Annotated in this window: 17 protein-coding genes; 4 read left to right on the forward strand and 13 right to left on the reverse strand. The window is 45.8% G+C overall.

The window, feature by feature from the left end; genetic code table 11:
• Window positions 1–28: 28 nt before the first annotated feature.
• From FRZ06_15525 to FRZ06_15575, 11 genes are all read right to left on the reverse strand, one after another.
• Window positions 29–5,179 (reverse strand): FMN-binding protein, encoded by a 5,151-nt coding sequence (locus FRZ06_15525; GenBank protein QOX64652.1) that lies wholly within the window; start codon window positions 5,177–5,179, stop codon window positions 29–31.
• Between the two features lie 322 nt (window positions 5,180–5,501).
• The gene (leuB, locus tag FRZ06_15530; GenBank protein QOX64653.1) at window positions 5,502–6,575 is read right to left on the reverse strand and encodes a 3-isopropylmalate dehydrogenase; all 1,074 of its coding nucleotides are present in this window, start codon (window positions 6,573–6,575) and stop codon (window positions 5,502–5,504) included.
• A 94-nt stretch (window positions 6,576–6,669) separates the two neighbouring features.
• Complete coding sequence (leuD, locus tag FRZ06_15535) at window positions 6,670–7,149, reverse strand: 3-isopropylmalate dehydratase small subunit (GenBank protein ID QOX64654.1); 480 nt, start codon at window positions 7,147–7,149, stop codon at window positions 6,670–6,672.
• Window positions 7,150–7,525: 376 nt separating this feature from the next.
• Window positions 7,526–8,803, reverse strand: coding sequence for a 3-isopropylmalate dehydratase large subunit (gene leuC, locus FRZ06_15540; protein ID QOX64655.1), 1,278 nt, complete (start codon window positions 8,801–8,803; stop codon window positions 7,526–7,528).
• Between the two features lie 13 nt (window positions 8,804–8,816).
• Complete coding sequence (locus FRZ06_15545) at window positions 8,817–10,337, reverse strand: 2-isopropylmalate synthase (GenBank protein ID QOX64656.1); 1,521 nt, start codon at window positions 10,335–10,337, stop codon at window positions 8,817–8,819.
• Between the two features lie 564 nt (window positions 10,338–10,901).
• Window positions 10,902–11,102 (reverse strand): hypothetical protein, encoded by a 201-nt coding sequence (locus tag FRZ06_15550; protein QOX64657.1) that lies wholly within the window; start codon window positions 11,100–11,102, stop codon window positions 10,902–10,904.
• A 136-nt stretch (window positions 11,103–11,238) separates the two neighbouring features.
• Window positions 11,239–12,726 carry a sodium/proline symporter PutP gene (gene putP / locus FRZ06_15555; GenBank protein ID QOX64658.1) on the reverse strand — a complete coding sequence of 496 codons (1,488 nt, stop codon included), beginning with the start codon at window positions 12,724–12,726 and terminating at the stop codon, window positions 11,239–11,241.
• A gap of 63 nt (window positions 12,727–12,789) precedes the next feature.
• On the reverse strand, window positions 12,790–13,689 hold the full coding sequence (locus tag FRZ06_15560) for a hypothetical protein (GenBank protein ID QOX64659.1): 900 nt from the start codon (window positions 13,687–13,689) through the stop codon (window positions 12,790–12,792).
• A gap of 2 nt (window positions 13,690–13,691) precedes the next feature.
• Window positions 13,692–13,880, reverse strand: coding sequence for a DUF951 domain-containing protein (locus tag FRZ06_15565; protein QOX64660.1), 189 nt, complete (start codon window positions 13,878–13,880; stop codon window positions 13,692–13,694).
• A gap of 214 nt (window positions 13,881–14,094) precedes the next feature.
• Entirely contained in the window at window positions 14,095–15,369 is a 1,275-nt protein-coding gene (serS, locus tag FRZ06_15570) for a serine--tRNA ligase (protein ID QOX64661.1), read from the reverse strand.
• 10 nt (window positions 15,370–15,379) lie between these two features.
• Window positions 15,380–17,287: a glutamine synthetase gene (locus FRZ06_15575; GenBank protein QOX65967.1), complete on the reverse strand. Its 1,908-nt coding sequence runs from the start codon at window positions 17,285–17,287 to the stop codon at window positions 15,380–15,382.
• A 532-nt stretch (window positions 17,288–17,819) separates the two neighbouring features.
• On the opposite strand from FRZ06_15575, the gene FRZ06_15580 reads away from it, so the two are divergent.
• On the forward strand, window positions 17,820–19,349 hold the full coding sequence (locus FRZ06_15580) for a DUF853 family protein (protein ID QOX64662.1): 1,530 nt from the start codon (window positions 17,820–17,822) through the stop codon (window positions 19,347–19,349).
• A gap of 64 nt (window positions 19,350–19,413) precedes the next feature.
• Here the strand turns inward: FRZ06_15580 and FRZ06_15585 are convergent, their stop codons facing one another.
• Window positions 19,414–19,947 carry a DUF1836 domain-containing protein gene (locus FRZ06_15585; protein ID QOX64663.1) on the reverse strand — a complete coding sequence of 178 codons (534 nt, stop codon included), beginning with the start codon at window positions 19,945–19,947 and terminating at the stop codon, window positions 19,414–19,416.
• Between the two features lie 268 nt (window positions 19,948–20,215).
• On the opposite strand from FRZ06_15585, the gene FRZ06_15590 reads away from it, so the two are divergent.
• The 3 genes from FRZ06_15590 to FRZ06_15600 all read left to right on the forward strand — a co-directional run bounded on the left by FRZ06_15590 (window position 20,216) and on the right by FRZ06_15600 (window position 23,985).
• The gene (locus FRZ06_15590; protein QOX64664.1) at window positions 20,216–20,893 is read left to right on the forward strand and encodes an SGNH/GDSL hydrolase family protein; all 678 of its coding nucleotides are present in this window, start codon (window positions 20,216–20,218) and stop codon (window positions 20,891–20,893) included.
• Window positions 20,894–21,089: 196 nt separating this feature from the next.
• Entirely contained in the window at window positions 21,090–22,295 is a 1,206-nt protein-coding gene (gene mutY / locus FRZ06_15595) for an A/G-specific adenine glycosylase (GenBank protein QOX64665.1), read from the forward strand.
• A gap of 55 nt (window positions 22,296–22,350) precedes the next feature.
• Window positions 22,351–23,985, forward strand: a complete 1,635-nt coding sequence (locus FRZ06_15600) for a putative manganese-dependent inorganic diphosphatase (protein QOX64666.1) — start codon at window positions 22,351–22,353, stop codon at window positions 23,983–23,985.
• A 74-nt stretch (window positions 23,986–24,059) separates the two neighbouring features.
• Here FRZ06_15600 and FRZ06_15605 read toward each other — a convergent pair whose 3' ends face one another.
• Window positions 24,060–24,689, reverse strand: coding sequence for a hypothetical protein (locus tag FRZ06_15605; GenBank protein ID QOX64667.1), 630 nt, complete (start codon window positions 24,687–24,689; stop codon window positions 24,060–24,062).
• Between the last annotated feature and the right edge of the window lie 52 nt (window positions 24,690–24,741).

A 24,741-nucleotide genomic window follows, 5' to 3' on the forward strand; every position in this document is an offset into this window, starting at 1 on the left:
TGTCCTTATTGGAGCCCGGGATTTTGTACTAGTGGTTCTTATCTTTGATATAGCGCATTAATATTGCTGCCACCTCAGCGCGGTTTGCCTGCGCCTGAGGATCGAGCAGACCGCCTTCTCTTCCGTTTAGAATTCCTTTCGCCACAGCCCACTGAAGAGCCGCATCGGCCCAACTGCTGATTTGGCCAGCGTCTTTGTAGCCATCCAGACTCCCCTGAACAGACGGAGAACCTGCGTAGCGATATAAAATAGAAGCAAGCTGTTCTCGTGTTATATTCCCCTCGGGGTTAGAACCATCGGATACATCATTCTCGCTTGCCCAACGCTGTGCCGAGGAGTACCATGTTTCACCGCCAGTTCCAGTTTGCCCGTCGTATCTCGACAAAGCGGTCCAAAGCATCCCACGTGTCATGGGTTCACTGGGTGAGAAACTGCTTGTTCCGGTACCGGAAAGAATTTCTCTGCCGCTGGCAAAGCCTACCGCCTCTTGGTACCATGCAGAGGAACTTACGTCTTCAAAGTGCTTGTTGTTATTGATGATTTTTATGGTTGCACCAGGCATAACCAAGGCAATCACGCCATTGGCGTCTGAAATCGAGTCCTTCAGAATTGTCTCGGTACCGTCCTGTCCCACTAAGATAACGACTGTACTCGAAGTGACTCGCTCAACAGGAATTTTCACCAGAATCGCTGTCTTTCCTTCTGTATTTAATGTTATGCGCGGCGCAACATCCCGGTCAGCGACAAGTGGCATTGTCGGCACAGGAAGCGTTAGCGCGCTGCCTGCTGCAGCTGAAACCGAGCTCTGATTCAGCGAGACAGCAGAAGTGACTTGACCCGAAGAGGTGATTTGCGTTTTCGAAGAAGTGCCGTTTTTGTTCTCCATGACAATGCTGGCAGATCCATCCGGTTGATCAATTCTAGTTGCCTTATCTCCATTTGTCTTGATGCTGACGGTTGTCACGACTCCTGTTTTGGTATTGATGGTTTTCGTCGTAACGGTTCCATCCTTGTCGGTTGAAGTTTCTGTCGTCGTTGTACTCTTGGTATTGCCGCTTGAGCCTCCAGTTGACGGGGTCGGAGTCGGATCTGGATCTTGTGGCACTTCTACCGTAATCATACGCCCGTTCAATAGGGACACACCCGAACCGGATTGATCCAGTACCAGGCCGCCGCCGAAAACACTCCATTTCCCCATGGTTATGGATTCCGGCAATTCGACATTCCAAAGTTCTAACAGCTGCAGAATTCTCTCTCGGATCGTGCTGTCTGTCAGATTACCATTCAACGTTGTGATGAGGTCCGCTTCCGACTGATAAGAGGTCAGACCCTCAACTGCACCGCAGCCCCCTCCGGTTCCTGTGACAATGACTCCCACGCCCACATTAGAGGAAAGCGGCACATCTCCATTTTGCTGGCTGGAACTTTCACTGTAATAGCCGGGCAGCATCAAACCGATTCCCGTATTCCGTCCAGCAACACCGCCAATATCTGTAGTAGCTTTCACCGAGTGGATATCCATATCTGTCACATTGTTGAAGCTTACGCCGCTATGAAATCCCGTCACACCACCAGATGCTGTTTTGTTTACCGTGCTGCTCACCTGGATGCTGCCCTTTGCAACGTTGCTGATTACGGCAGAACGGGCGAAGATGCCCAATAGGCCTCCCGCATAAATGCGGCTTCCCGACTGGGACGAAGCAGCAAGATGAACATCGGCCGAGCAGTTATTGACCACACTTTTTTCCAGTCGTGCAGAGACTGCTCCGATATACGCTGCTCCCGTATTTGACCGGGCGCTTAGATTACCATTTACGGTAATTCCGCTGATATAACAGGGTCCTTCATAGACTTCTCCCGCCGTTGCAGCAAGACCTGCAACAAATACATTCCGGCTGCCGCTGTTCTTTGCATGGATCTCCACATTTTTGAGAGTCAGGTTTTTCACTACTGCCTCGCTAAGGTAGGAGAACAATCCTGCAAAGGCAATATTTGCCGGTTCAGATTTGCTTCCTGTTTTTAGATTAGAAATTGTCTTGTAATTCCCGTCAAATGTTCCCTTAAAGACATGCGGCGCATTTCCGCCTATGCTCTGCCACTCTCCTGTCAAAGTGATATTCTTTGTTAGCTTTACATATTTTCCATGATAGGACTCATCTGTGTTCACGGAAGCGGCAAATGCGCGCAGCTGTGTCTCCGTCGAAATCTGATACGGATCCTGCTGAGTCCCGGTTCCTCCTGCAAATATAGATGCACTTACAGAACCATAACCAGTCGTATCCCACAAAATAGCTTTTTTGAAAACCGTACTCACTGCATCTTTCAATCTGATTGTCGCTGCGTCTGCCCCGGTCAGTGTGCTGATTCCGTTAGAAGACTTTATCTGTTGCAGAAGGTTGCTAAAATCAAAGATTTCCCCGCTATAAGATGACACTGAAATATCCTGTATCTTATCCTTCGCAATTTCAACTTTGACGATAAGTGTCTTGTCCTCACTTCGTCCAAAATAAGTACCGTCATAGTATTCCCCCTGGAACTCAGCCTCTGGAATGTCAGGCTGAACATAGGTAATAACAGCGGCTGCTCCGTTTGGTTTTACCTCGCCGTCATGCAGTATCCATTTTTTCAGCACCGCTTTAGGCCAAAGGGTTTCAACATCAACCGAAAGCTCATCGAAATTTGCATTGAGCTTTGCTGCAAAGGCTTCCGTACCAGTCTCAGCGGCTGTGATGCCTTCCATTCCATAAGCGATGCTGCCGGTGTACGCCTCTCCCTCATCGTTGATTCCCGGTCCTACCAGCCATCCTGCATATTCGACAGGGCTGATGGCTCTTCCTTCAATTTCCTGTATTGAGTCAGTCGTGTAGTAAGACTTATACAAGTTCCCAATCCCGGTTACCCACCCCGCTAATACGCCTACATAGGTAGAATAGGTATCCGTGCTGGTCTTAGCCGAGGAATAGCACTGTACCATGGTTCCTGCAAAGACACCAGCGATTCCGCCAACAGCAGCCATGCCTTCATACTCTCTGCCATCGATATTGCCACGTCGAGTCATTCCCGAGATATCACCTGTACTGTAGCAATTGGCTATCAGTGCTCGATTTGAGAGGCCCACAAGGCCTCCCGCCTCGGCAAGACCTCCCTGCGCGCCGCTGAATACGGTGGCATGACTCGTTGAATTGACCAAAGCACCTTTGCTCTGGTAGCCGATCAGACCGCCTCCGAAATGGTTCGCCTTCCACAGAGATCCCGCTGCTCCGTTACCAGAAGTGCCAGATACATTTCCGGACACGCTCAGACCATCAACGAGTGTGTTTTCTGCATATCCTGCTAAGGCGCCCACATAGAGGGAACCCTCCCCCGCTGTATATATTTCAGCTTCAATATTCAGATTTTTGACTGTCGCATTTTCCAATACTCCAAAAAGTCCAAAATACCGAGTATCGATCTCATCGTATTTCGGGCTGCTGCTGCTCCCAATCCTCAGTTGCGAAATGGTTCTCCCGTTTCCGTCAAAGACTCCGCAAAAGGCATACTCACCCTCACCGATTGGCATCCATTCCTCAGTCAAAGTGATATCATCGGTTAGGGCAACATATTTCCCCGAATAATCAATTTTACTTGTGAAAGAAACGGCAAATTTTCGCAGCTGGGATTCATTTGAAATTAAATAAGGGCTCTCTTCCGTGCCGCTTCCGCCAGCAAAGATGGATGTATCAATTTCGCTCTCAGACCAAAGCGTGCTGCTCAGAACGACACTACCTCCTTTGAATTGCCAGTCATAGAATTCATTCCCAATCTTGTCTGTCATATCAGCCATCGTTATTGCAGTAATCTTCTCCGCCGCAAGTACGGCTCCTACTTCCCTTGCATTGGAAGAAAGACCGCCTGACATCAGGTCTGCAAATTCCTGAGAAGACAGTGCAGTTTCACTCTTGCCGGCAGAGGACGAATGCAGAACTCCGCTGAGATTTCCGGCAGCATCTGCTAGATTTTCGTTCCAATATGTCCTTATTGCGATAGCTGCCGCCGCAACATTTCCCGCAAGTCCTCCAACTCTTACCTTATCACCGGTTGTTGTTACTTCTCCCGCTGTATAGTCATTATAGTAAATACCACTGAGTGTTCCGGCCAGTCCCCCGACATTGCTGTTTGTCGAGCTGCTGCTTCTGCCGTTGACACTGCCTAGTGAATAGGAGTTGATGACCATGGAGTTGATGCTCGCCATGCCGATCAGCCCTCCTGCATTCAGAATTCCACCTCCTGCATCAATGGAAACCGCAACATCCGCGCCGCAGTTTGAGATCAGCCCATATTGATTGCCAAATCCAATTAATCCCCCTGCCATAGTGGCAGCAGTATTTGTCATAACCAGACTTCCCTCCACAGTACAGTGATCTAAAACGGTACCCAGTCCACTGCTGGATTTATTCTCCGCATAGGCAACCAAAGCGCCCGCATAGGACGTTCCCGAACCTTGTATCACCATAGCAACGTCTTCGAGATGAAGGTTTCGAATTTCTGCAGTATTTTTCACATACCCGAAAAGGCCTGCGTAAGAGATTACTGCTGGATCTGCGCTCGCACCAATCTGCATCCCGCTGATGGTATGGCCCTGTCCGTTAAACACGCCAGCAAAGGGCATGGAAGAATTCGACCCGATGGGAGTCCATTCTTCGGTCAACTCCAGATCTGCATCTAAGGAGATGTAAGCCCCCTCAAAGGGCTCACCACCATTTACCTGATCAGCAAACCAGAACAACTGGGTATCACTCGAAATCAAATAGGGGTTGTTCGCGCTTCCGCTGCCGGAAGAAAATCCAGGCAGTGCTTTGTTAAGCGCTTTGTTGGCAGCCTCAAGGATTGCCTTTGAGCTTAACGTTGCTCCTGCAATGGCATCCACATTCTCTGTTCCATTGTTTTCTTTAATTGTCTCCAGCACCTCTATTGCAGCATTCCAATATGCCGGTGTCTCATTAGGCCCATCGGCCCCAATATCCGTAATTCTATCGTCTTCCATCTGTATCGTCACTTGAACCTGACCCCCGCGCCCCGCCGCAGTTCCAGTAAACGTCCCGTTCGTACGGGTAGCTGCAAAGACTGGGTTCAGTGTTGGCAAAACCATAACAACTGAAAGAATCATTGCCACAAGCCGTGCTCTTTTTCTTTTCATCATGAAAACTCATCACTCCTTTCCTTTTTGCACAAGTTTCTTTATTTCTTTTGCGGTCAGCTTACATGTCATCCAACGATGGCAACAGTACGAACCAACCGGCAAGCCACGTCAGTTAGCACATGCTAACCGTCATACAAATAATACGGTTAGCAATTGCTAACCATTCCGCAAAATTAAAGTTAGCCAATGCTAACCAATTCGTTTTATTCTAACATTTACCAATTTTTTTGTCAATTTTTTCTCAGATTTTTATAGAAGAACTTTTATTTCTACAAAAAAGGCGCAAGAACATTTCAGTCGAAAAATTCTCACGCCATTGTAATTAAGAGATGGCAGCCACAATCCTGTCTCCGGCTTCCTTTGTGCCCAAAGATACCTTTCCAGGGCTCATGATATCCGGAGTTCTTCCGCCTTGGGTCAGAACCGCTTTTACAGCCGCCTCAATATCGTCTGCTTCCTTGGATAAACCAAAGGTATATCTCAGCATCATGGCAGCAGATAAAATTGTCGCCATAGGATTCGCTTTGTTCTGCCCTGCAATATCCGGTGCCGAGCCATGGACCGGCTCATACATGCCAAAATTGCCTTTTGCAAGGCTGGCGGATGGAAGCATTCCTATGGAACCGGTGATCATGCTGGCCTCATCGGAAAGAATATCTCCAAAGATATTGCTGGTGACGATAACATCAAATTGTTTTGGATTTCTGACCATTTGCATCGCTGCATTATCGATGTACATATGGCTTAGTTCAACCTCAGGATAGTCCTTCGCCGTTTCCGTTACAACGCTTCTCCAGAGTCTTGAGCTTTCCAGCACATTAGCCTTATCTACACTGGTAAGTTTTTTATTGCGCTTCATCGCCATATCAAAGGCAACTACGGCAATTCTTCTCACCTCTTCTTCTGCATACTGTTCCACATCGTAAGCAGCTCTCCCCAGCTCGGTATCCTTATATCCTTTTTCTCCGAAATAGATTCCACCGGTCAGCTCTCTTACCACAACAATATCCAGCCCGCCTTCGATAATCTCTGGTTTGAGCGGACATGCTTCTGCAAGCTCTTCAAAAAGCAATGCAGGACGGAGGTTTGCGAAAAGACCCAGCTCTTTTCGAAGACCAAGCAAAGCGCGTTCCGGTCTCTGATCTCCGGGAAGAGTATCCCATTTCCAACCGCCTACTGCGCCAAGCAAAACTGCGTCGCTTTTCTTACATACATCGATGGTATTTTGGGGCAGACACTCTCCCATCGCATCAATTGCAGCACCGCCCGCAAGTACTGTTTCATATTCAAACTGGTGTCCGTATTTTACACCGACTGCATCCAAGACCTTGACCGCTTCCGCAACCACATCAGGTCCGATTCCATCTCCCGGAACCAAAGCAATTTTGTAATTCATCCATACACTCCTTCGTTTATTCCAGTATATGAAAGGCATCTCTCGCCAGGACTTCAGTGAAACATCCGTCCCGCATCCCTTTCAGACTTTCCTTTTACAGGTTTTCCTTGACGTAATTTACCAGCCCGTCTGACGCAATAATTTTGCTGATAAATTCAGGGAATGGTTCTGCTTGATAGGTCTCACCCTTCGTAATATTCCTGATTTCTCCGGTTTTGAAATCTACTTCCACTTCATCTCCCGCATCAATTTTCTTTGCTGCTTCTTCACATTCCAAAATTGGCATTCCGGTATTAAAGGAGTTGCGGTAAAAAATTCTAGCAAAAGTAGGCGCGATTACACAGCTTACTCCCGAAGCCTTAATTGCGATGGGTGCATGCTCTCTTGATGAGCCGCAGCCAAAGTTCTTTCCTGCAACAATAATGTCGCCTTCCTTTACCTTGTTTACAAAGTCAGCATCGATGTCCTCCATGCAGTGCTTTGCGAGCTCTGCAGGCTCGGAGGTGTTCAAGTGCCTTGCAGGGATGATAACGTCGGTGTCAACATTCTCCCCATATTTAAATACTTTTCCCATAGCCGTATCCTTTCTTCGTTTTCTTTAACCAGTATATCTTGACAATTTGCGTCCCACGTAATCTGGAAATGATTCTTTCGATGAACCGTCCGAGCACCTTGGTGCGAGCGGTTCCCCGCAATTTGGAAACCATTGCGGAAGCAAATCGTCCGAAAGCAAATGCAAACCTCTGTAAACTCAATGGTTGCATGCAGCCTTCCAATTTGCCTTATGCGTAATCTGGAAATGATTCTTTCGATGAACCGTCCGAGCACCTTGGTGCGAGCGGTTCCCCGCAATTTGGAAACCATTGCGGAAGCAAATCGTCCGAAAGCAAATGCAAACCTCTGTAAACTCAATGGTTGCATGCAGCTTGAGCGATTTGCGTAGTAATGGTTTACAAATTTTCTGGGTTGAATATCTTCCCCTTCACCGCTGTAGCAGCAGCCACCGCCGGGCTGGCGAGATAAATTTCCGAATCAACGTGACCCATTCTTCCTACAAAATTTCTGTTTGTGGTCGCAACGGCTCTTTCACCTGCTGCAAGGATGCCCATATGGCCTCCCAGACATGGCCCGCAGGTCGGTGTTGAGAAGACTGCTCCGGCTTTTACAAAGATCTCCGCATAGCCTTCTTTCACGCACTCAAGATAGATTGCCTGAGTTCCCGGGATAATGATGCAACGCATGTTCTTCGCAACTTTTTTCCCTTTCAGAATCTTGGCAGTAATCTTCATATCCTCGATTCTTCCGTTTGTGCAGGAGCCTATCACCACTTGATCAATCTTGACGTCTCCCACCTCATCGATGGTCTTTGTATTTTCCGGAAGGTGAGGGAACGCTACAGTTGGTCTGATCTTAGCAAGATCTATTACATAAGTTTCGTCATATTCTGCATCAGAATCCGGTTCATAGACCTTTATCTTTTTCTTGAAGGCTTTATTCTTGTTCTTGTGCTCCTTCATATACTCTTTCGTCTTGTCATCTACCATGAAAATTCCATTTTTCGCGCCTGCCTCAATGGCCATGTTTGCCATGGCAAGGCGATCGTCCATGGAGAGATTTTTCAGTCCAGAACCCATGAATTCCATAGATTTGTAAAGAGCTCCGTCCACACCGATCATACCGATGATATGGAGAATTACGTCCTTGCCGCTTACCCACTTGCTTGGCTTTCCGACAAGTTCAAATTTGATGGCAGAAGGAACTTTGAACCAGGCCTTTCCTCTTGCCATACCCGCAGCCATATCTGTAGAGCCGATTCCTGTGGCAAACGCCCCAAGCGCTCCGTAAGTGCAGGTATGTGAGTCTGCCCCAATGACAGCATCCCCCGCCACTACGATTCCCTTTTCCGGCAGCAAAGCATGCTCAATGCCCATTTCTCCTACTTCAAAGTAGTTCTCGATTTCCTGATCCATGGCAAACTCTCTCAGTGACTTGCACTGCTCCGCTGCCTTAATATCCTTGTTGGGGGTAAAGTGATCCGGTACCAATACGACTTTATTCTTATCAAATACCCGCTCCGCACCCATCTTATTGAATTCCTTGATGGCAACGGGTCCCGTAATGTCATTTGCAAGTACAATATCTAAATCTGCTTCTATAAACTGCCCTGCCTTGACCTCTTTCAAGCCTGCGTGGGCAGCTAAAATCTTCTGTGTCATTGTCATTCCCATGGTCTTAACCTCCTCAATCAAGATGCTTTTCGTAGATCATCTTGTTTACTGCGTTGATATATGCATGGATACTTGCCTCAATGATGTCGGTGGACAAACCTCTTCCGGCAAATATCATTCCTTCCTTATCGCTGATCTTAACCAGCGCATCTCCCAATGCGTCTTCACCCTCGGTCACGGACTGGATCTGATAATCCTCAAGGTTGAAGTCAATCCCCACGATCTTCTCAATGGCTTTAAAGGATGCGTCGATGGGGCCCTCTCCTCTGGATACCTTTTCAATAATCTTTCCATCCTTGATCATTTTTATAACGGCAGTAGATGTGATCGCATTTCCGCTGTTGATTACAAAGCTTTCCATGCTGTAAGTCTTGGGAACCTGAACTGCTTCCTTGGAAATCAACGCTTCGATGTCTCTATCATAAACAGATTTTTTCTTATCAGCAAGCTCTTTGAACTTCTGGAACATTCTATCGATTTCAGTTTCTGTCAGCTCATATCCCAAGTTCTTCACCTTGTCACGGAAGGCGTGCTTGCCGGAGTGTTTGCCAAGAACCAGATTGTTCTGCGTCAGACCGACGGATTCTGGCGTCATGATCTCATACGTTTCTCGGTTTTTCATGACACCATGCTGATGGATCCCCGACTCATGGGCAAATGCATTTTCTCCAACGATGGCTTTGTTAGGCTGCACCTTGACACCGGTGATTCTGGAAAGAAGGTTGGAAGAGCGCACAATCTCTGTAGTAACGACCCTTGTATCGGCCTGAAGGCTATCCTTCCTCGTGTGCAGCGCCATGATTATCTCTTCCATGGCTGCGTTTCCGGCTCGTTCACCAATACCGTTGATGGTGCATTCAATCTGCCCTGCACCTGCCTTGATGGCTGCCAAAGAATTGGCTACCGCAAGGCCGAGATCATTATGACAATGGGAAGACAGTGTGATATTTACCATGGAAGGAGCGAGCTCCTGGACCTTCATCAAAAATGCATAGTATTCATCCGGCGTTGTATAACCCACAGTATCCGGCAGGTTGATGGTTGTCGCTCCCGCCTTTATGACGCCTTCAATCACTCTCGCCAAAAACTCCGGTTCGCTTCTCGTGGCGTCTTCGGCAGACCACTCAATGTCGCTGCAATATCTCTTCGCATGCTTTACCATTGCCACAGATCGCTCATATACCTCCTCAGGAGTCATTAAAAGCTTATATTCCATGTGAATGGGCGAGGTGGCAATAAAGGTATGGATTCTGGGCGAAACTGCGCCGGAGAGCGCTTCCCAAGCTCTGTCGATATCCTGCTCCGTGGTTCTTGCCAGACTGGCAACGGTACAGTCTTTAATGGTTTCAGCAATGGTCTTCACAGAATGGAAATCTCCAGGAGAAGAAATTGCAAAGCCAGCTTCAATAACATCGACCTTCATCCGCTCAAGCTGTTTTGCCATCTCTATTTTCTCTTTCAGGTTCATACTGCAGCCCGGGGACTGCTCACCATCTCTTAATGTGGTGTCGAAAATTTTGATCATTTTGGTCATTGTGTTTTCCTCCTTATACAAACGAATCGATCGCTTCAGCCGGAGCTTTTTTACCAATAAAAAAGTCCCTGAAGCTTTTTGATAAGCTCCAGGGACGATATAATTCTACCGCGGTACCACCCTGATTACTGTATAAAACAGTCAACTCACCGGATTCTAACAAATCCTCGGCCTTGATAACGGGGCCATCCGGGACACCTTAATAACAGTTGCGTTGGGGCGCCAGCTCAGGAGCGAGATTGTCTTTTTCCGCATATCGGTTCACAGCTACCACCGACTCTCTGTAATGCTTTTTGAAAAAACAAGTACTCCGTCATTGCATTTAATTATTGTTGTTAGTATACTAATTAAAATTCTTATTGTCAATGTTTTTTTCTCTGTTTTTTGTCCCTTTTTTATTGCTTCTTGAATGGAAGTTGTGTGCGCAGCGTTTACTGCAAGGAGAGCTAAGAGCAGCTAAACATTGGAAGGATAAAGAAAGCCGATAGAAAGAAATCCCTTCTACCGGCCAGTTTTTAATATTATGCTTTTATTTGACGGCATTTCTTGCCTTCAGCAGAAAGCTTATTTCTTGCCTATGTACTCGTCCTCTATGGTAGCCGGTTCATCGGGTGAATGCACATCAAATTTTTCACCGGCTGGGGCTTTGATATCATGGATTGCTGTTTCATCATCTTTCAGCTCGCAGATTGTACCATCCAGATATTCGTCAATTTCCTTATCGTCTCCGCAAGGATTTTTTCTTTCCAGTTCTTTTTCACTCATAGTATGTTCCCCTTTCTTACGATATGATCACTTATGTAGTTATTTTATACCCTGCCATAGGCTGGGGCAATCATTTAATTCTTCAGAAGGAAAAAACTCTAACCCAAGATTCTTATAAACAGAAAATCTTAAGCGGTTATTTCTGTACCCAAGGTTTTTGTGCTTCCTCGAATTCCGCCCTGATTTCCTTCGAGACACTCGTCATTAAGCTCACGCAAATAATGACAATTGTTGAAGCAATAAATCCAGGAATAATTTCATACACTGCAAAGATACCGCCGTTGGACTTCATATAGTACCAGAACAAGTCTACGACTCCACCTGTAATCATCCCTGCAATCGCCCCCTGCAGAGTGATCCGCTTCCAGAACAGCGAAAAGAGTAAAAGTGGGCCGAAAGCGGCTCCAAATCCCCCCCAGGCACAGGAAACGAGCCCGAATACAGAGCTGTTGGGATTCAGCGCAATTACAATTGCGATGATTGATATAACCAGAACCGTTGCTCTGCTGACCCATACGATTTCCGTCCCATTCACATCCTTTTTAAACAGAAGCGCATACAAATCTCTAGAAGCAGAGGAGGCACTTACAAGAAGCTGCGAGCTGGCTGTACTCATAATGGCCGCCAGAATTGCTGTCAGCAGGATGCCGGCAACCACATCCGGGAACATTTTATCTATCATTGCCATGTATATGGTTTCTCCGTCCGCAAGATCAGGCAGATACGCTTTTCCGATGACGCCGATAGCTACGGCAGCTGCTAGTGTGATAACAACCCAAATCATCGCAATCATTCTGGACTTGCGAATCATGTCTGGCGACTGGATGGCCATAAATCTTGTCAGGATGTGGGGCTGTCCGAAATATCCGAGTCCCCAGCCAAGTCCTGATGCAAGAAGCATGGAGTTGATTGCTCCGTCTTTCATGGGGAAAAAGCCTAGAGATTCAGGCGTCAATTCAGCAAGTCTCGTAGAAACCTCTCCCATTCCACCCATCTCGGTCATCGCCATAAACGGCACAACAAGTAGGGCGAAAAACATGATCCCCCCCTGAATTGCGTCGGTCCAGCATACAGCGGAAAATCCGCCCAGAGCGGTATAAGAAACGATAATTGCCGCTCCAACGATCAGGCCAGTGGTATAATTCATGCCGAACACCGTCGAGAATAGCTTTGCACCGGCAGAAAACTGTGATGATGTATAAACCAAAAAGAAAATAACAATGAAAATTGCAGAAACTACGCGCAGGGTATGCTTTGAGTCTTTAAATCGATTTTCCAGAAAATCCGGTATGGTAATGGAATCACCTGAAACTTCAGTATACTGTCTCAGTCTCTTGGCAACGAATTTCCAATTTAAATATGTACCTAAAACAAGACCGATCGCGGTCCAAATTGCTTCCGAGGTCCCTGCATAGATAACATATGCGGTACCGGGAAGCCCGATCAAAAGCCACCCGCTCATATCCGAAGCTTGGGCCGACAGCGCAGTCAGCCAGCTTCCTAGATTCCTGCCTCCTAAAAAGTAGTCGCTCAGATTATCTGTTTTACTGTAAAACTTGAATCCGATTCCTACCATCAACCCTAAATAGATGATAAAAACAATTGCAATGGTAATCAATAAAATACACTCCTTTGTGCTTGAGTTTTGCCTGCAAAACGTGCAGGACTTGTTCCTTAGCAGGGCTCTTTATGAAAGCTTAGAAATTTTATTCATGATTGATTTGACTGCCTGCTCTGCTTTACTGTAATCAATATTTCCTTTGAGCCTTCTCATCGCATCATAATCAGCCACCGTTACGGCAAGCTTTTCCGCTTCTTCGTCTCCTGAATCGATGACGAACATACGAAGATTTTGGACAACTGATTTATTCTGCTGACTGACAGTTTCCAACACCCGGTCTTCCAAACCGGCAGAGCGGATCTTGCGATATGGACACTCATAAACATGCGGAAACTTGCTGATCCCGTTTCTGGTATTGAAAATGCTCGTGTAGAGATAGAGTTTTTCTTTCCCAAAAAACAAAACCATTGCGGAGAAATTGGAATAACGGAGGAAACCGTCACTGCCCAGTCGCCAGACGAGAGGTAGGTTTACATTATGAACATAATCCCTCGGCCCTCTCACGAGTATTGTTTCCATCTCATCAATTGGCTCATCATTCACAAGATGCGGCAGACTCTCCTTCAATACAGATTTTGCCGTTTCTGTAAGCCGCTCTAGATCGGTCTGCAAAATTTCATCAAAGACTTGATCCGAAACAGGCTCATCCTTTCTTTTGGATTCGCGTGCCATCCCCCGAATTCCCTTAATGCCGAGTAAAATTCCTACGGCAACCATGAGCCAGCAGATCATTTTCAAAACTTCGCTGTTATTGGAATAGAAAAAAAGTTTTGGAAAGATTAGACCTCCAAAGATAACAGCAAGCACCCCACCAACAAGGATACCGAAGCTTTCCTGCGTCCATATGGTTTCGGGGCCAAGGAAGTAATGCCTGACAGCGCCTCTCTTCAGGAGTTCCTTAACTTGATCCTGCTCCCTTCGAACCGCCTCACTGCGGTTCAGTTCAGTGATGTTGTCTACTCCCATACTTATTCCTTTACCATTACTTTCTTTACACTTTTCTCCAAATCCGGCCGTCCGATCCAGATCTGCGTTCCGCACTGATTACACTTGATCCGAAAATCCATCCCTGATCTCATGATGGTAAAATGATTCCCGCCGCAGGGATGGGGTTTTTTCAACTCTACCACATCACCCACATTTAGTTTTAGAGGCATAGCATCCCTCCTGTCAACATTGAGTCTGCGCTGTTTTCCCCGAAAAATCAAGAAACGGCTTGACCTTCGTCTGCTTTGTTTTACAAGCCGTGGGCATCGCGCCGGTGATTCCCCGAAGAAAACCGTCCGAGCCTACTATGACAAAACGGCGAGCGATTTTTTAGGGGAATTGCCAGGCAGGTGCCTATTATTTCGGAAAACAACGCAGACGACTTTATTTCGTGATTTTGTCGGTTCCCATATACCGTCTCAACGCCTCAGGAATTACCACAGATCCGTCTGCCTGCTGATAATTTTCAAGGATTGCAGCAAAGGTTCTGCCAACTGCAAGGCCAGATCCGTTCAGGGTGTGTACAAATTCCGGCTTGCTCTTTGTATCAGGGCGGAAACGAATATTTCCTCTCCTTGCCTGATAGCTTTCAAAGTTACTGCAGGAGGAAATTTCCACATATTTTCCATAGCTTGGCATCCAAACTTCGATGTCATAGGTCATTGCGGAAGAGAAACCCAGATCTCCGGATGAAAGCTGTACGACTCTGTAAGGAATTTCGAGACGTTTCAACACTTCTTCTGCTGCAAGAAGAAGGGCTTCCAGCTCCTGATAAGAATCCTCCGGCTTTACAAACTTAACAAGCTCAACTTTGTTGAACTGATGCTGACGAATCAAGCCTCTCGTATCTCTTCCGGCGGAACCCGCCTCTTTTCTGAAGCATGGGGTATATGCGGTATAGTATACAGGAAGCTCTTCAGCGTCCATAATTTCGTTCATTCTAAGATTTGTTACAGGTACTTCTGCTGTAGGTACCAGGAAAAAGTCTTTTGCCGGCACCCAGAACATATCATCCTCAAACTTGGGAAGCTGACCCGTTCCTGTCATGGCGTCACGGTTTACCATGAAAGGCGGAAGGATTTCCGTATATCCGTGCTCTCCGGTGTGGAGATCCAGCATGAAATTGATGATGGCTCGTTCCAGTCTGGCTCCCATGCCTTTGTAGACTGTAAATCTAGCTCCTGAAATTTTGGCAGCCCTTTCAAAGTCAAGAATGTCAAGATCCGTGCCAACATCCCAGTGTGCTTTGTGTTCAAAATCAAAGACTCGAGGCTCTCCCCATTTTCTGATTTCCACATTGTCCTCATCGCTTTTTCCTACAGGGACATTGGGTGATGGAGCATTGGGAATATTCAGCAGAGCAGATTTCAGTTCCTCTTCCACCTCGCTGACCTCTCCGTCCAGCTTTTTGATCTCTTCGGAAAGTTCCTTCATCTGCTTCATCAGCTCAGTGGTGTCCTTCCCTTCTTTTTTCAGCTTAGGAATTTCTTTCGAATCAAGATTCTGCTTGTTTTTCATCTGTTCAACAGTTGCCAGAATGCTCCTTCTTTTCTCGTCCAGTGCGATGACATTATCAATGCCAAAATCGCCTTGTCCCCGTGATTCCACCGCTTTCTTCACTGCTTCAAATTCTTCTCTGATGCGTTTAATATCTAACATCGCTCTCTCCTTACAATAAATTCTTTCTATATTCCGTATAGGTATTGATCAGTTCCAGTACCTTTTCCTGCATTTCAATCTGAAGGTCCGAAGCCTCATCATAGTTTTTGCCGTCCAATGCAAGTTTAATTCTGGTAAGAAGGGATTTTTTCACAATCTCATCCTGACCAAGATAAATTCTAAGCTCCTGAATTCGCTTCCAATTTTGCAGATCGTAATCGGTGCATTCCTGATCCTCATGAAGCTTTCTGCATTCTCTCACCAGCGCCATTGTATTTGGAATGATCCGATTGTGAAGCTCTGTGGACCAAGCTGCCAAGGTGGCTTCTTCATAAGATTCCAGTGCAAGCTTGTCGAATACTCCCTCCCGGTTGATTAGCACATTCACCTTTTCAGGGTATTTATGGAATGCCTGCAGGTTTTCCCAAACCGTTGCCGGTGCCTTTCCAAACAAATGCTCCCGTTCTTCTTCTGTATATTCTTCAAATACATCGTGCTCGCTTCGGTATGCCCGTTCCTGCTCCAGGTAAAAATCCGTTTCCCCAGCATGCTTTGAAAGGGATGCCTCAAGCTCTGCCGGTGTTTTCCCCGCTCTCAGTGCCGCAGTGATTCCATCCAGCATGGTCAGATATGAAGATGCCAAAACGAGATACGTATCGCTCTTTGGATTAGGAGCGCGAAGCTCAAATCTGGTGGCAAGCGGGTTTTTAATATCTCTTACAAGTCCCACCAGAACCGTTCTATTTCGGGAGGGAATCTTTGCCGTATGTCCGATAGAGGTTACGATGCATACCGGTGCTTCAAAGCCGGGCTTTAGACGATTCAAAGCATCATTTGACGATGCGACGAAGGGATTCATCACCTCGTAATTCTTCAAGATGCCCAGCAGTGCTCCAAACCCGATGGGATTCAGATAATCCGCCTCCATATCCTTTGGTGCAAAGAGGTTAATTATTTTACCGTTCTTTAGCCTTGCAGATACACCCATATGGGTATGCTCACCGCTTCCTGCGACACCCTCGATGGGCTTAGCCATAAAGGTTACATCCAGGCCATGGGCTCGGAAAATATCCCTGACCACATATTTCACCTGATTTTCATTATCGGCGCACTGCAGTGCTGAGCTGTAGCCCCAGTCAATTTCAAGCTGTTCCATTACGTGGTCGAATTCACCTGTGCTGCCCAGCTTAGCCTTCACTCCGCCTACCTCTTTGTGTCCCATTTCAACATTGAACCCGTAGCGGTCCAGAACCATCAGCGATTTCTCCAAAGCAGTACGTACAGGGCCTATCGTTCTTTTCCAATACTGCTCCTTTAGAATCTGGGAGGTGGAGAGTTGTTCTCGATCAGCCTTGTCGTCCGGGGTCTTTACCCAGAATTCCAATTCCGTCGCTGCAGTGAGGACAATTTCGTCGATCTCATCGGCTGAGGAAATATCAAGATATTCAAAGATATATGGATTTTCTTTTAGCAGCCCCATCATTTCTTTGCAAAATGCATCTACTGCGTTGCGAAGAATAACTCTGGAACCCACCTCAATATTATCATTGTGTATCAGGAAGGATGGAATCCGCAGAGTGCCCACCGGCAGTTTGGTGTCCTCAGTAATATGGCTGAAGTTATAATCAACATACCAGTTCACGCTCAGATCCGGAATGATATCCACCTTGGCATTGTTTAATTCTGCAATTTTAGGAAGCATAACGCTGGAGCCGTCTGTTTGCACGCCATGTTCCAGAAATTTCTCCATATCCTTAATAAAAAGCTCCACCGGTATCTTTTCGTCGGTATCATGGCCTCCGATATCCAGTCCGACCAAGGATACAAATTTGATTTCCCGATGCTGTTTTAAGAGCTCCGCTATCGCTTCCGGGCTATGTTGATCTGAGGGGATATTGAACAGCATTCTGTCTATCATCATGATTATTTCCGCTCCTCTCACGGTTTTTTATTCTTAACAAATCATTATACTGAAAAAAGCTAAGGCTTTTATGGTATCAGCCAGGTGCTTTTTTGCCCAAAGACTTCTAGAGGCTTTGTCGGCAAAACAGACAGCAGCTTGCTTATGCAAGCTGGAGGTCAAAGACTGTTGCGTTCTCTACTTATTCTGTCTCGTGAAAGTAGAAATTCTCGCAGGGCACTTAACACGTATAATAATCGCAAGTTCAAAGTGACTGCGATTATTATACCCTGAAATGGTTCGTTTTTCTAGTATTATTTAAAATTGAAGCGTTCAGGGGATAGGTTCAGGAGGACTTCTAGCGTCTGACACCGTTTTTGACAATTGCTGGAAAATATAGTATAATTCCTACTATTAAGTAACGTTTTATCTATGGATGCGCTGATCAAATGATGTGCGCGCAAATGATCAAGAAAAATGAATCAAATGTGCGTGTGGAATTAATTAATTGGTGCCCAAACGCGTAAGGATTATGGAAGGGGAATTCAATATGTACTCAGAGAACAAGCTATGGATCGGAACAGGAGCCGCGCCTGTTTTTCTCATACCAAAGATGGCCAATCGACACGGGCTGATTGCGGGGGCTACAGGAACGGGCAAAACGGTAACCTTGAAGGTAATGGCGGAAGCATTCAGTGATATGGGAGTTCCAGTATTTCTTTCGGATATCAAAGGAGACCTCTCCGGCCTTGCGGTGCAGGGTTCTCCCTCTGCTGCAATGGAATCCAGAGCGGTACAGCTTGGCGCATCAGAATTTACATATCGATCCTTTCCCGTGCAGCTATGGGACCTTTTCGGAGAAAACGGCCACCCGATCCGCACAACAGTTTCGGAGATGGGTTCTGTCCTTCTTTCCAGAATCCTGAACCTGAACGATACCCAGTCGGGAGTACTGAACGTCATTTTTCGTATTGCTGATGATAAAGGACTTCTATTGCTGGATCTGAAAGACCTTAAATCCATGCTCCAGTACGTGGGCGAAAACGGAAAAGAATTTACGCTTACTTACGGAAATATTTCCAAGCAGAGCATCGGTGCAATCCTGAGAAACCTGCTGATCTTAGAAGATCAAGGCGGGGATTACTTTTTCGGCGAGCCTGATCTGGATATCCTTGACTGGTTCCAAACTGACCGGGACGGACGTGGATTCATCAACATCCTGCACAGTGTGCGTCTGTATCAGTATCCTTCACTCTACGCAACCTTCTTGCTGTGGATGCTTTCGGAACTCTTTGAGATTCTTCCTGAAGCCGGTGATTTGGATAAGCCAAAGCTCGTCTTCTTCTTTGACGAAGCACATCTACTCTTTAAAGATGTGCCCAAAGTTCTTCTCGACAAAATCGAGCAAGTGGTTCGGTTGATTCGGTCCAAGGGTGTGGGAATTTATTTTGTTACGCAAAGCCCGTCTGATCTGCCACAAAACGTGCAAGGCCAACTGGGCAATCGGGTTCAGCACGCGCTAAGGGCTTATACTCCCGGGGAGAGAAAAAAAGCGGAGGCTGCCGCAGAATCGTTCCGGCCAAATCCCGCTTTTGATACGGTTACCGCTATTACCGAATTGGCGACGGGAGAAGCTCTGATTTCCTGCCTTGACGAGGAAGGCCGCCCGGGAATCGTAGAAAAAGTACTGGTTCTTCCCCCGCAGAGCAGCCTTAGTCCCATCAGCGACAGCGAAAGAAGTGCAATTCTAGCGCAGTCACCGCTTAAGGGAAAGTATGATGCACGTCTGGATCGGTTCTCTGCATTTGAAATGCTGAAAAACAGCGGTCAGCCAGGATCAGCAAATTCAACAAAGACAAACCAGGAAGGAAATCGAAAGAATCAGATGCCTGAAGAAAGCAGAAGAAAATATAGCGACGAGAAAGATACTCCTCTTGCCGGTTCTGGCAGAAAATCATCTGGCAGGGGATATCAACGTCAGACGCCTTTGGAAAAGACGGCAAACGCAGTTCTTACAACAATTGGCAGAGAGGTTAGCAGAAGCCTGATCAGAGGCATTTTAGGCTCACTTAAAAAATAATGGAAATAAAAAAGAGCGTCTTGGAGATCAAAACAAGCATATGATTTTCTCCGAGACGCTCATGTTATTTTTTTGGATTCTTTCCCTTGGGCGGAATTTCTTCTTCTTTTAACAGAGCCAGTATTTTTTGGCAGGCCAGCTTCTGCGCATAGCTGCTGATTGCAAGCTGAAGTGCTGCCATTGCCAGCTGCTGTTCTGTTCCTTCCCAATCAAGCTTATTGGCTGTATCCTTGAAGGCTCCGTCCAGCAACGACTGATATTCTTCATAAAAGTTTCTAGCATCAGAAATTGATGGCTGCAGTTTCATAAGTTCATCGGTTTCCCCAACACTTAGAACCTGCTTTAAGGAGCAGATCGCAGTCAAATAGACAAGATGGTCCTTTGTATACTTCTTACCGCTCGCACGAGGAAGAAGACCACTTTTAATGTAATTATTAATCATTGCACCGGTTAGCTGATCCTCTTCCGGCTGCAGAGAATGCTGTCTTTTCATATAGCTCAGCACCTGATCCCGATACAGCTCAATATCCGGCAGATTCTCCCAATCTGATGGCCGCTCAGAGAGCAGCCTGTCTATCAGTTCCTTCAATTCCTTCATTTATGATGCTCCGTTATTTTTCAATAAAATACAAAACCGAATCCGTCAGCAAACTGCCAACATGGCTTAATTCCGTCTAAGCTTTGCATTAGTATAATTTTACCACAGCAAGGCAAAGATGCCTATAGGGTACCTGGAACAATTCCAACATTTATTTGAAAAAAAATTCGACGAATTGATAATTAGTAATTGAAATTAAGAAAATTGCGTAATATAATAATGAATATTACATTACATAGTTTTTATTTCCATCAGGAGGTATTGAGATATGATCCATTCCATTTGTATTTTAGGGGATTCTGTAGCTAAAGGAGTTATCTTTGACGGTGTAAAGAATAAGTACCGGCTGCTGAAGGATAGCTTTGCTCAAATCATAGCAAGTCAGAATAACATTCCCATTTTAAACCTTTCAAAATTCGGCTGCACCATTTCTACGGGAGAAGAAATCCTGAAGAAACACGAAGGTGTTCTGAGCCGTTACGACTATACGATTTTAGAATTTGGGGGTAATGACTGCGACTATAACTGGGCTGAGGTATCAGAGCATCCACAGAAACAACATATATGCAACACACCCGTTCCTGATTTTTTGGATAAATACAAAGAGTTAATCACCAGAGTGAGACAAAGCGGAGGCAAACCTGTTTTAATGAATTTACCACCAATCGATCCAAAGCGGTATTTCCAATGGATCAGCAAAGGGCTGAATGGAAAGAACATTATGAATTTCCTGGGGGAAGTAGATCGAATTTATCGTTGGCAGGAAATGTACAGTACAGCGGTGGAAGATCTGGCGGTGAAAGAACAAGTCCCCTTAATCGATATTCGCTCTTGCTTTCTGACTAACGGGAATTACAGTGATTATCTCTGTGAAGACGGGATTCATCCCAATGAAAAAGGTCATCTTCTGATCTCCAAAGCCATCCGTGAAAATGTACTTGTATAAGCATTCTGCACAGCAAAGCGCTTCAAGGCCAAAAGATATCAATTCTGGCTCTGAGACGCTTTTTTTATTGAAGAGCCCTTACTAATTTAAAAATTCTTTTGCCGCGGAATATCCTGCATGTTACAATGGTATAATCAAAATACAAGCCCTTTGGGCTGCCTGAAACTCAATGAATTTATAGAAAAAGAGCTTACCTATGGATCAACAGAAATATCTCACGAACCAACGAAATAAAGAAAAGATTCTTCAAGGCAACAATCTAGAACAAGAAAGAAATAAGAATCTACAAGAAAACAAAGCAGGTCGGTTAAAAAAGATTGTTGTTCCGCTGCTGCAGTGGTATGACAACAATGCCAGAGACCTTCCATGGAGAGAGAATTCCGAACCCTACGCTGTCTGGATCTCTGAAATCATGCTTCAGCAAACTCGTGTTGAGGCAGTGAAGCCCTATTATGATCGGTGGCTGAAAGCATTCCCCACCCTTTCCGCTTTAGCTGCTGCACCCGAAGAAGAAGTCCTGAAGCTCTGGGAGGGGCTCGGATACTACTCCCGTGCTAGAAATATCCATAAAACCGCAAAGATTGTGGAAGAGAATTACGAAGGTATGCTGCCGTCTTCTTTTGAGGCGCTTCTCAAGCTGCCGGGAGTTGGAGAATATTCTGCCGGTTCCATTGGTTCTATCGCCTTCCAGCTTCCTGTTCCCTGTGTTGACGGGAATGTGCTGCGCGTGATTACACGGATTACCGCAGAAGATGCGGACATCTCGGAGCCCTCTACAAAAAAGCTGCTCACAGAATGGGTCCGCGCCATAGTTCCTGATGCCCGCCCCGGTGATTTCAATCAGTCCCTGATGGAGCTAGGAGCTAGCATCTGCCTTCCAAACGGCCTGCCCAAATGTGAAAGCTGCCCTGTATCAAGCCTCTGCGAGGCATTCCAACAGAACAAAACTACGGATTTTCCTGTAAAAAAACCGAAACCGCAGCGTAAAAAAGAAAAAAGAACGGTTCTCTTAATACTTCTCGGAGACAAAGCAGCAGTAAGAAAGCGCAAAGACAGCGGTTTACTTGCCAGCCTGTGGGAATATCCCAATTATCCCGGTGAGCTCAAGGAGCAGGAAGTCATAGAAAAATTGCAGGCAAAAGGCCTGTCTCCAGTCACGGCAATAAAACTAAAAAAGGCGAAGCATATTTTCACCCACATTGAATGGCAGTTGTCTGGTTATCTTGTAACCTTGGATGAGAGTCTTTTTTCTGAAAAGCAAGTAGATTGGGCGGAATTCTCCGGCGGAGAAGATGATTTTTTTTGGGCGAACTCCGATTTGCTGCATGAGCACCTGACGATTCCCTCCGCATTTAAGGTTTACCACCAGATCCTCTTAAATACGTTACAGTCCGCGCATTAGAATTCCAAAATGAAGAATCAATGATTACAAATTTATAAAATCAGAGGTGAAATGAATGAAGAAAAAAGTTCTTGTCATCGGTCATAAAAACCCGGACACAGATTCCATCTGTTCCGCCATTGCATATGCAGATCTGAAAAACAAAATTTCACAGGACATTCACATTCCCAAAAGAGCCGGTGATCTCAGCGATGAAACCAAATTTGTTTTGGAAAAATTTAATATCGCGATACCGGAGTATATTCAGGACATTGGAACACAGGTCAGTGATATTGATATCAGACGAACCGAGGGTGCACAAAGCTCCTTCTCACTGAAAAAAGCGTGGAACCTGATGAGGGATCTTAATGTATCAACCCTGCCGGTAACCAACCAGGATCGGCTGGAAGGAATCATTTCAGTAAACGATATTGCCACTGCAAATATGGACATCTACGATAACCAAATTCTGGCAACAGCAAAAACAAGCTATAAAAACATCATAGAAACTTTAGAAGGAACCATGGTGGTGGGTAATGAAAACGATATGGTTGAGCAGGGAAAAATCCTCATTGCTGCTTCCAATCCTGATACCATGGAAAATTTCATTGATGCAGGCGATATCGTTATCTTGAGCAACCGTTACGAATCACAGCTTTGTGCCATCGAAATGAGCGCCGGCTGCCTGATTATATGCACAGGAGTCCCGGTATCTCTCACCATCAAAAGGATGGCCGCTGAAAAGGGCTGCCGTATCATCAGCACCCCTTATGACACTTATATCGTAGCAAGGCTCATCAATCAGAGCACGCCGATTGATTATTTTATGAAAACGGAAAATCTCATCACCTTTGAAACCGATGATTTCACTGAGGATGTTAAGAAAGTCATGGCAAAAGTAAGGCATCGAGACTTTCCGGTACTGGACGTATATGGCGCATACCATGGAATGATATCTCGAAGATCTTTGCTGGATGTCCAGAAAAAAGGTGTCATACTTGTGGATCATAATGAGAAGTCTCAGGCTGTAGATGGATTAGAAACAGCGGAAATCCTGGAGATTATCGATCATCACCGCATCGGCAATTTAGAGACCATCACTCCTGTCTTCTTCCGCAACCAGCCGGTGGGTTGTACTGCAACCATCATTTATCAGATGTATATGGAAAATCGGGTTGAAATTGAACCTGGCATAGCAGGGCTGCTGTGTGCCGCTATCATAACGGACACACTGATGTTCCGCTCCCCCACATGTACTGCTGAGGATCGAAATGCCGCGGAGAACCTTTCCATCTTGGCTGGGATCAACATTGAGAAGTTTGCAGACGAGCTATTCCGCTCCGGCAGCAATCTCAAGGGAAAATCCCCCGAGGAACTCTTGTATCATGATTTCAAGACTTATTCTGTCAATAAGGTAAGCTTTGCGGTAGGCCAGATCAACTTCATGAACGCAGACGATCTTCAGGAGGCAAAAATAAGACTTTTGGAGTACTTAAATACTTCATTCAGAAGAAATGATATAGATATGATGTTTATCATGCTGACCAACATCATAGAGGAATCCTCAGAGCTTCTTTTCTTTGGAGACGGAGCCAAAGAAGCGGCAGAATCTGCCATGAAAACGACAGCTTTCACCGACGCCCTCCAGCTTAAGGGTGTTGTGTCCAGAAAGAAACAGATGATTCCCGCATTGATGGCTGTACTTCAGTAATCAATCATCAAATACCGCCGGCTCTTTTAGGTGTCATGCTCCAACACGATTCAAACAAACCTGACAGTTGGTGTTTACCTGAATGGAGCGGCGGTTATTCTATCGACTGGAGATGCCCCCGGTCGGATAGAATCTTTGTCGAGAATCAGATAATTTATAATCCCTTGAGAAAAGTAGTCCCCGATCACGTTTGTGTGATCCAGAAGCCTGCTATAGACCTCTATATTTTTCTTATATTCCTTTTGCGTATATGTTAAAGCCATTTCTATGAGCAAATTATTCGCGCCATGCAAAAGCATCCTCCAGGTGCTTTCCTCCCAATACGGGTTGATCTGCCCAAGAAAAGCGGCTCTCTTATCTATGCTGTCACGCAATCTTATGATGTGCGCATCAATGTCTTCTTGATCACCGTTTCGCATCGCTTCTAAAAATGTAACTAGATTGGCCACATAAACGGTCAACAGCGTCGAGTAATTCTCCGCTAATTTCTCCCCGAAAACCATTTTCATCACATTCACATAATCTGCTGGTATGGAATAAATCTGCTCTCTTATTTCCTGTTGATTCCCATAATTTCCATAGAGTCCTCCCAGATAGATCAACAGCCAGGTGGCGAGATTTCTCCATATGAGCCTTGCCCTGAAGATCAAGTTCATTTCACCAGGGGAAATACTTCTGAGCTGATGCCCGCATTCTCCAATCATGGTTCCTCTCCTCTCACGGTCCCTTTTCCTCACTTTAGTAGTATATTATTAA

This window comes from Clostridiales bacterium (assembly GCA_015243575.1).
Lineage (GTDB): Bacteria > Bacillota > Clostridia > Peptostreptococcales > Anaerovoracaceae > Anoxybacterium > Anoxybacterium hadale.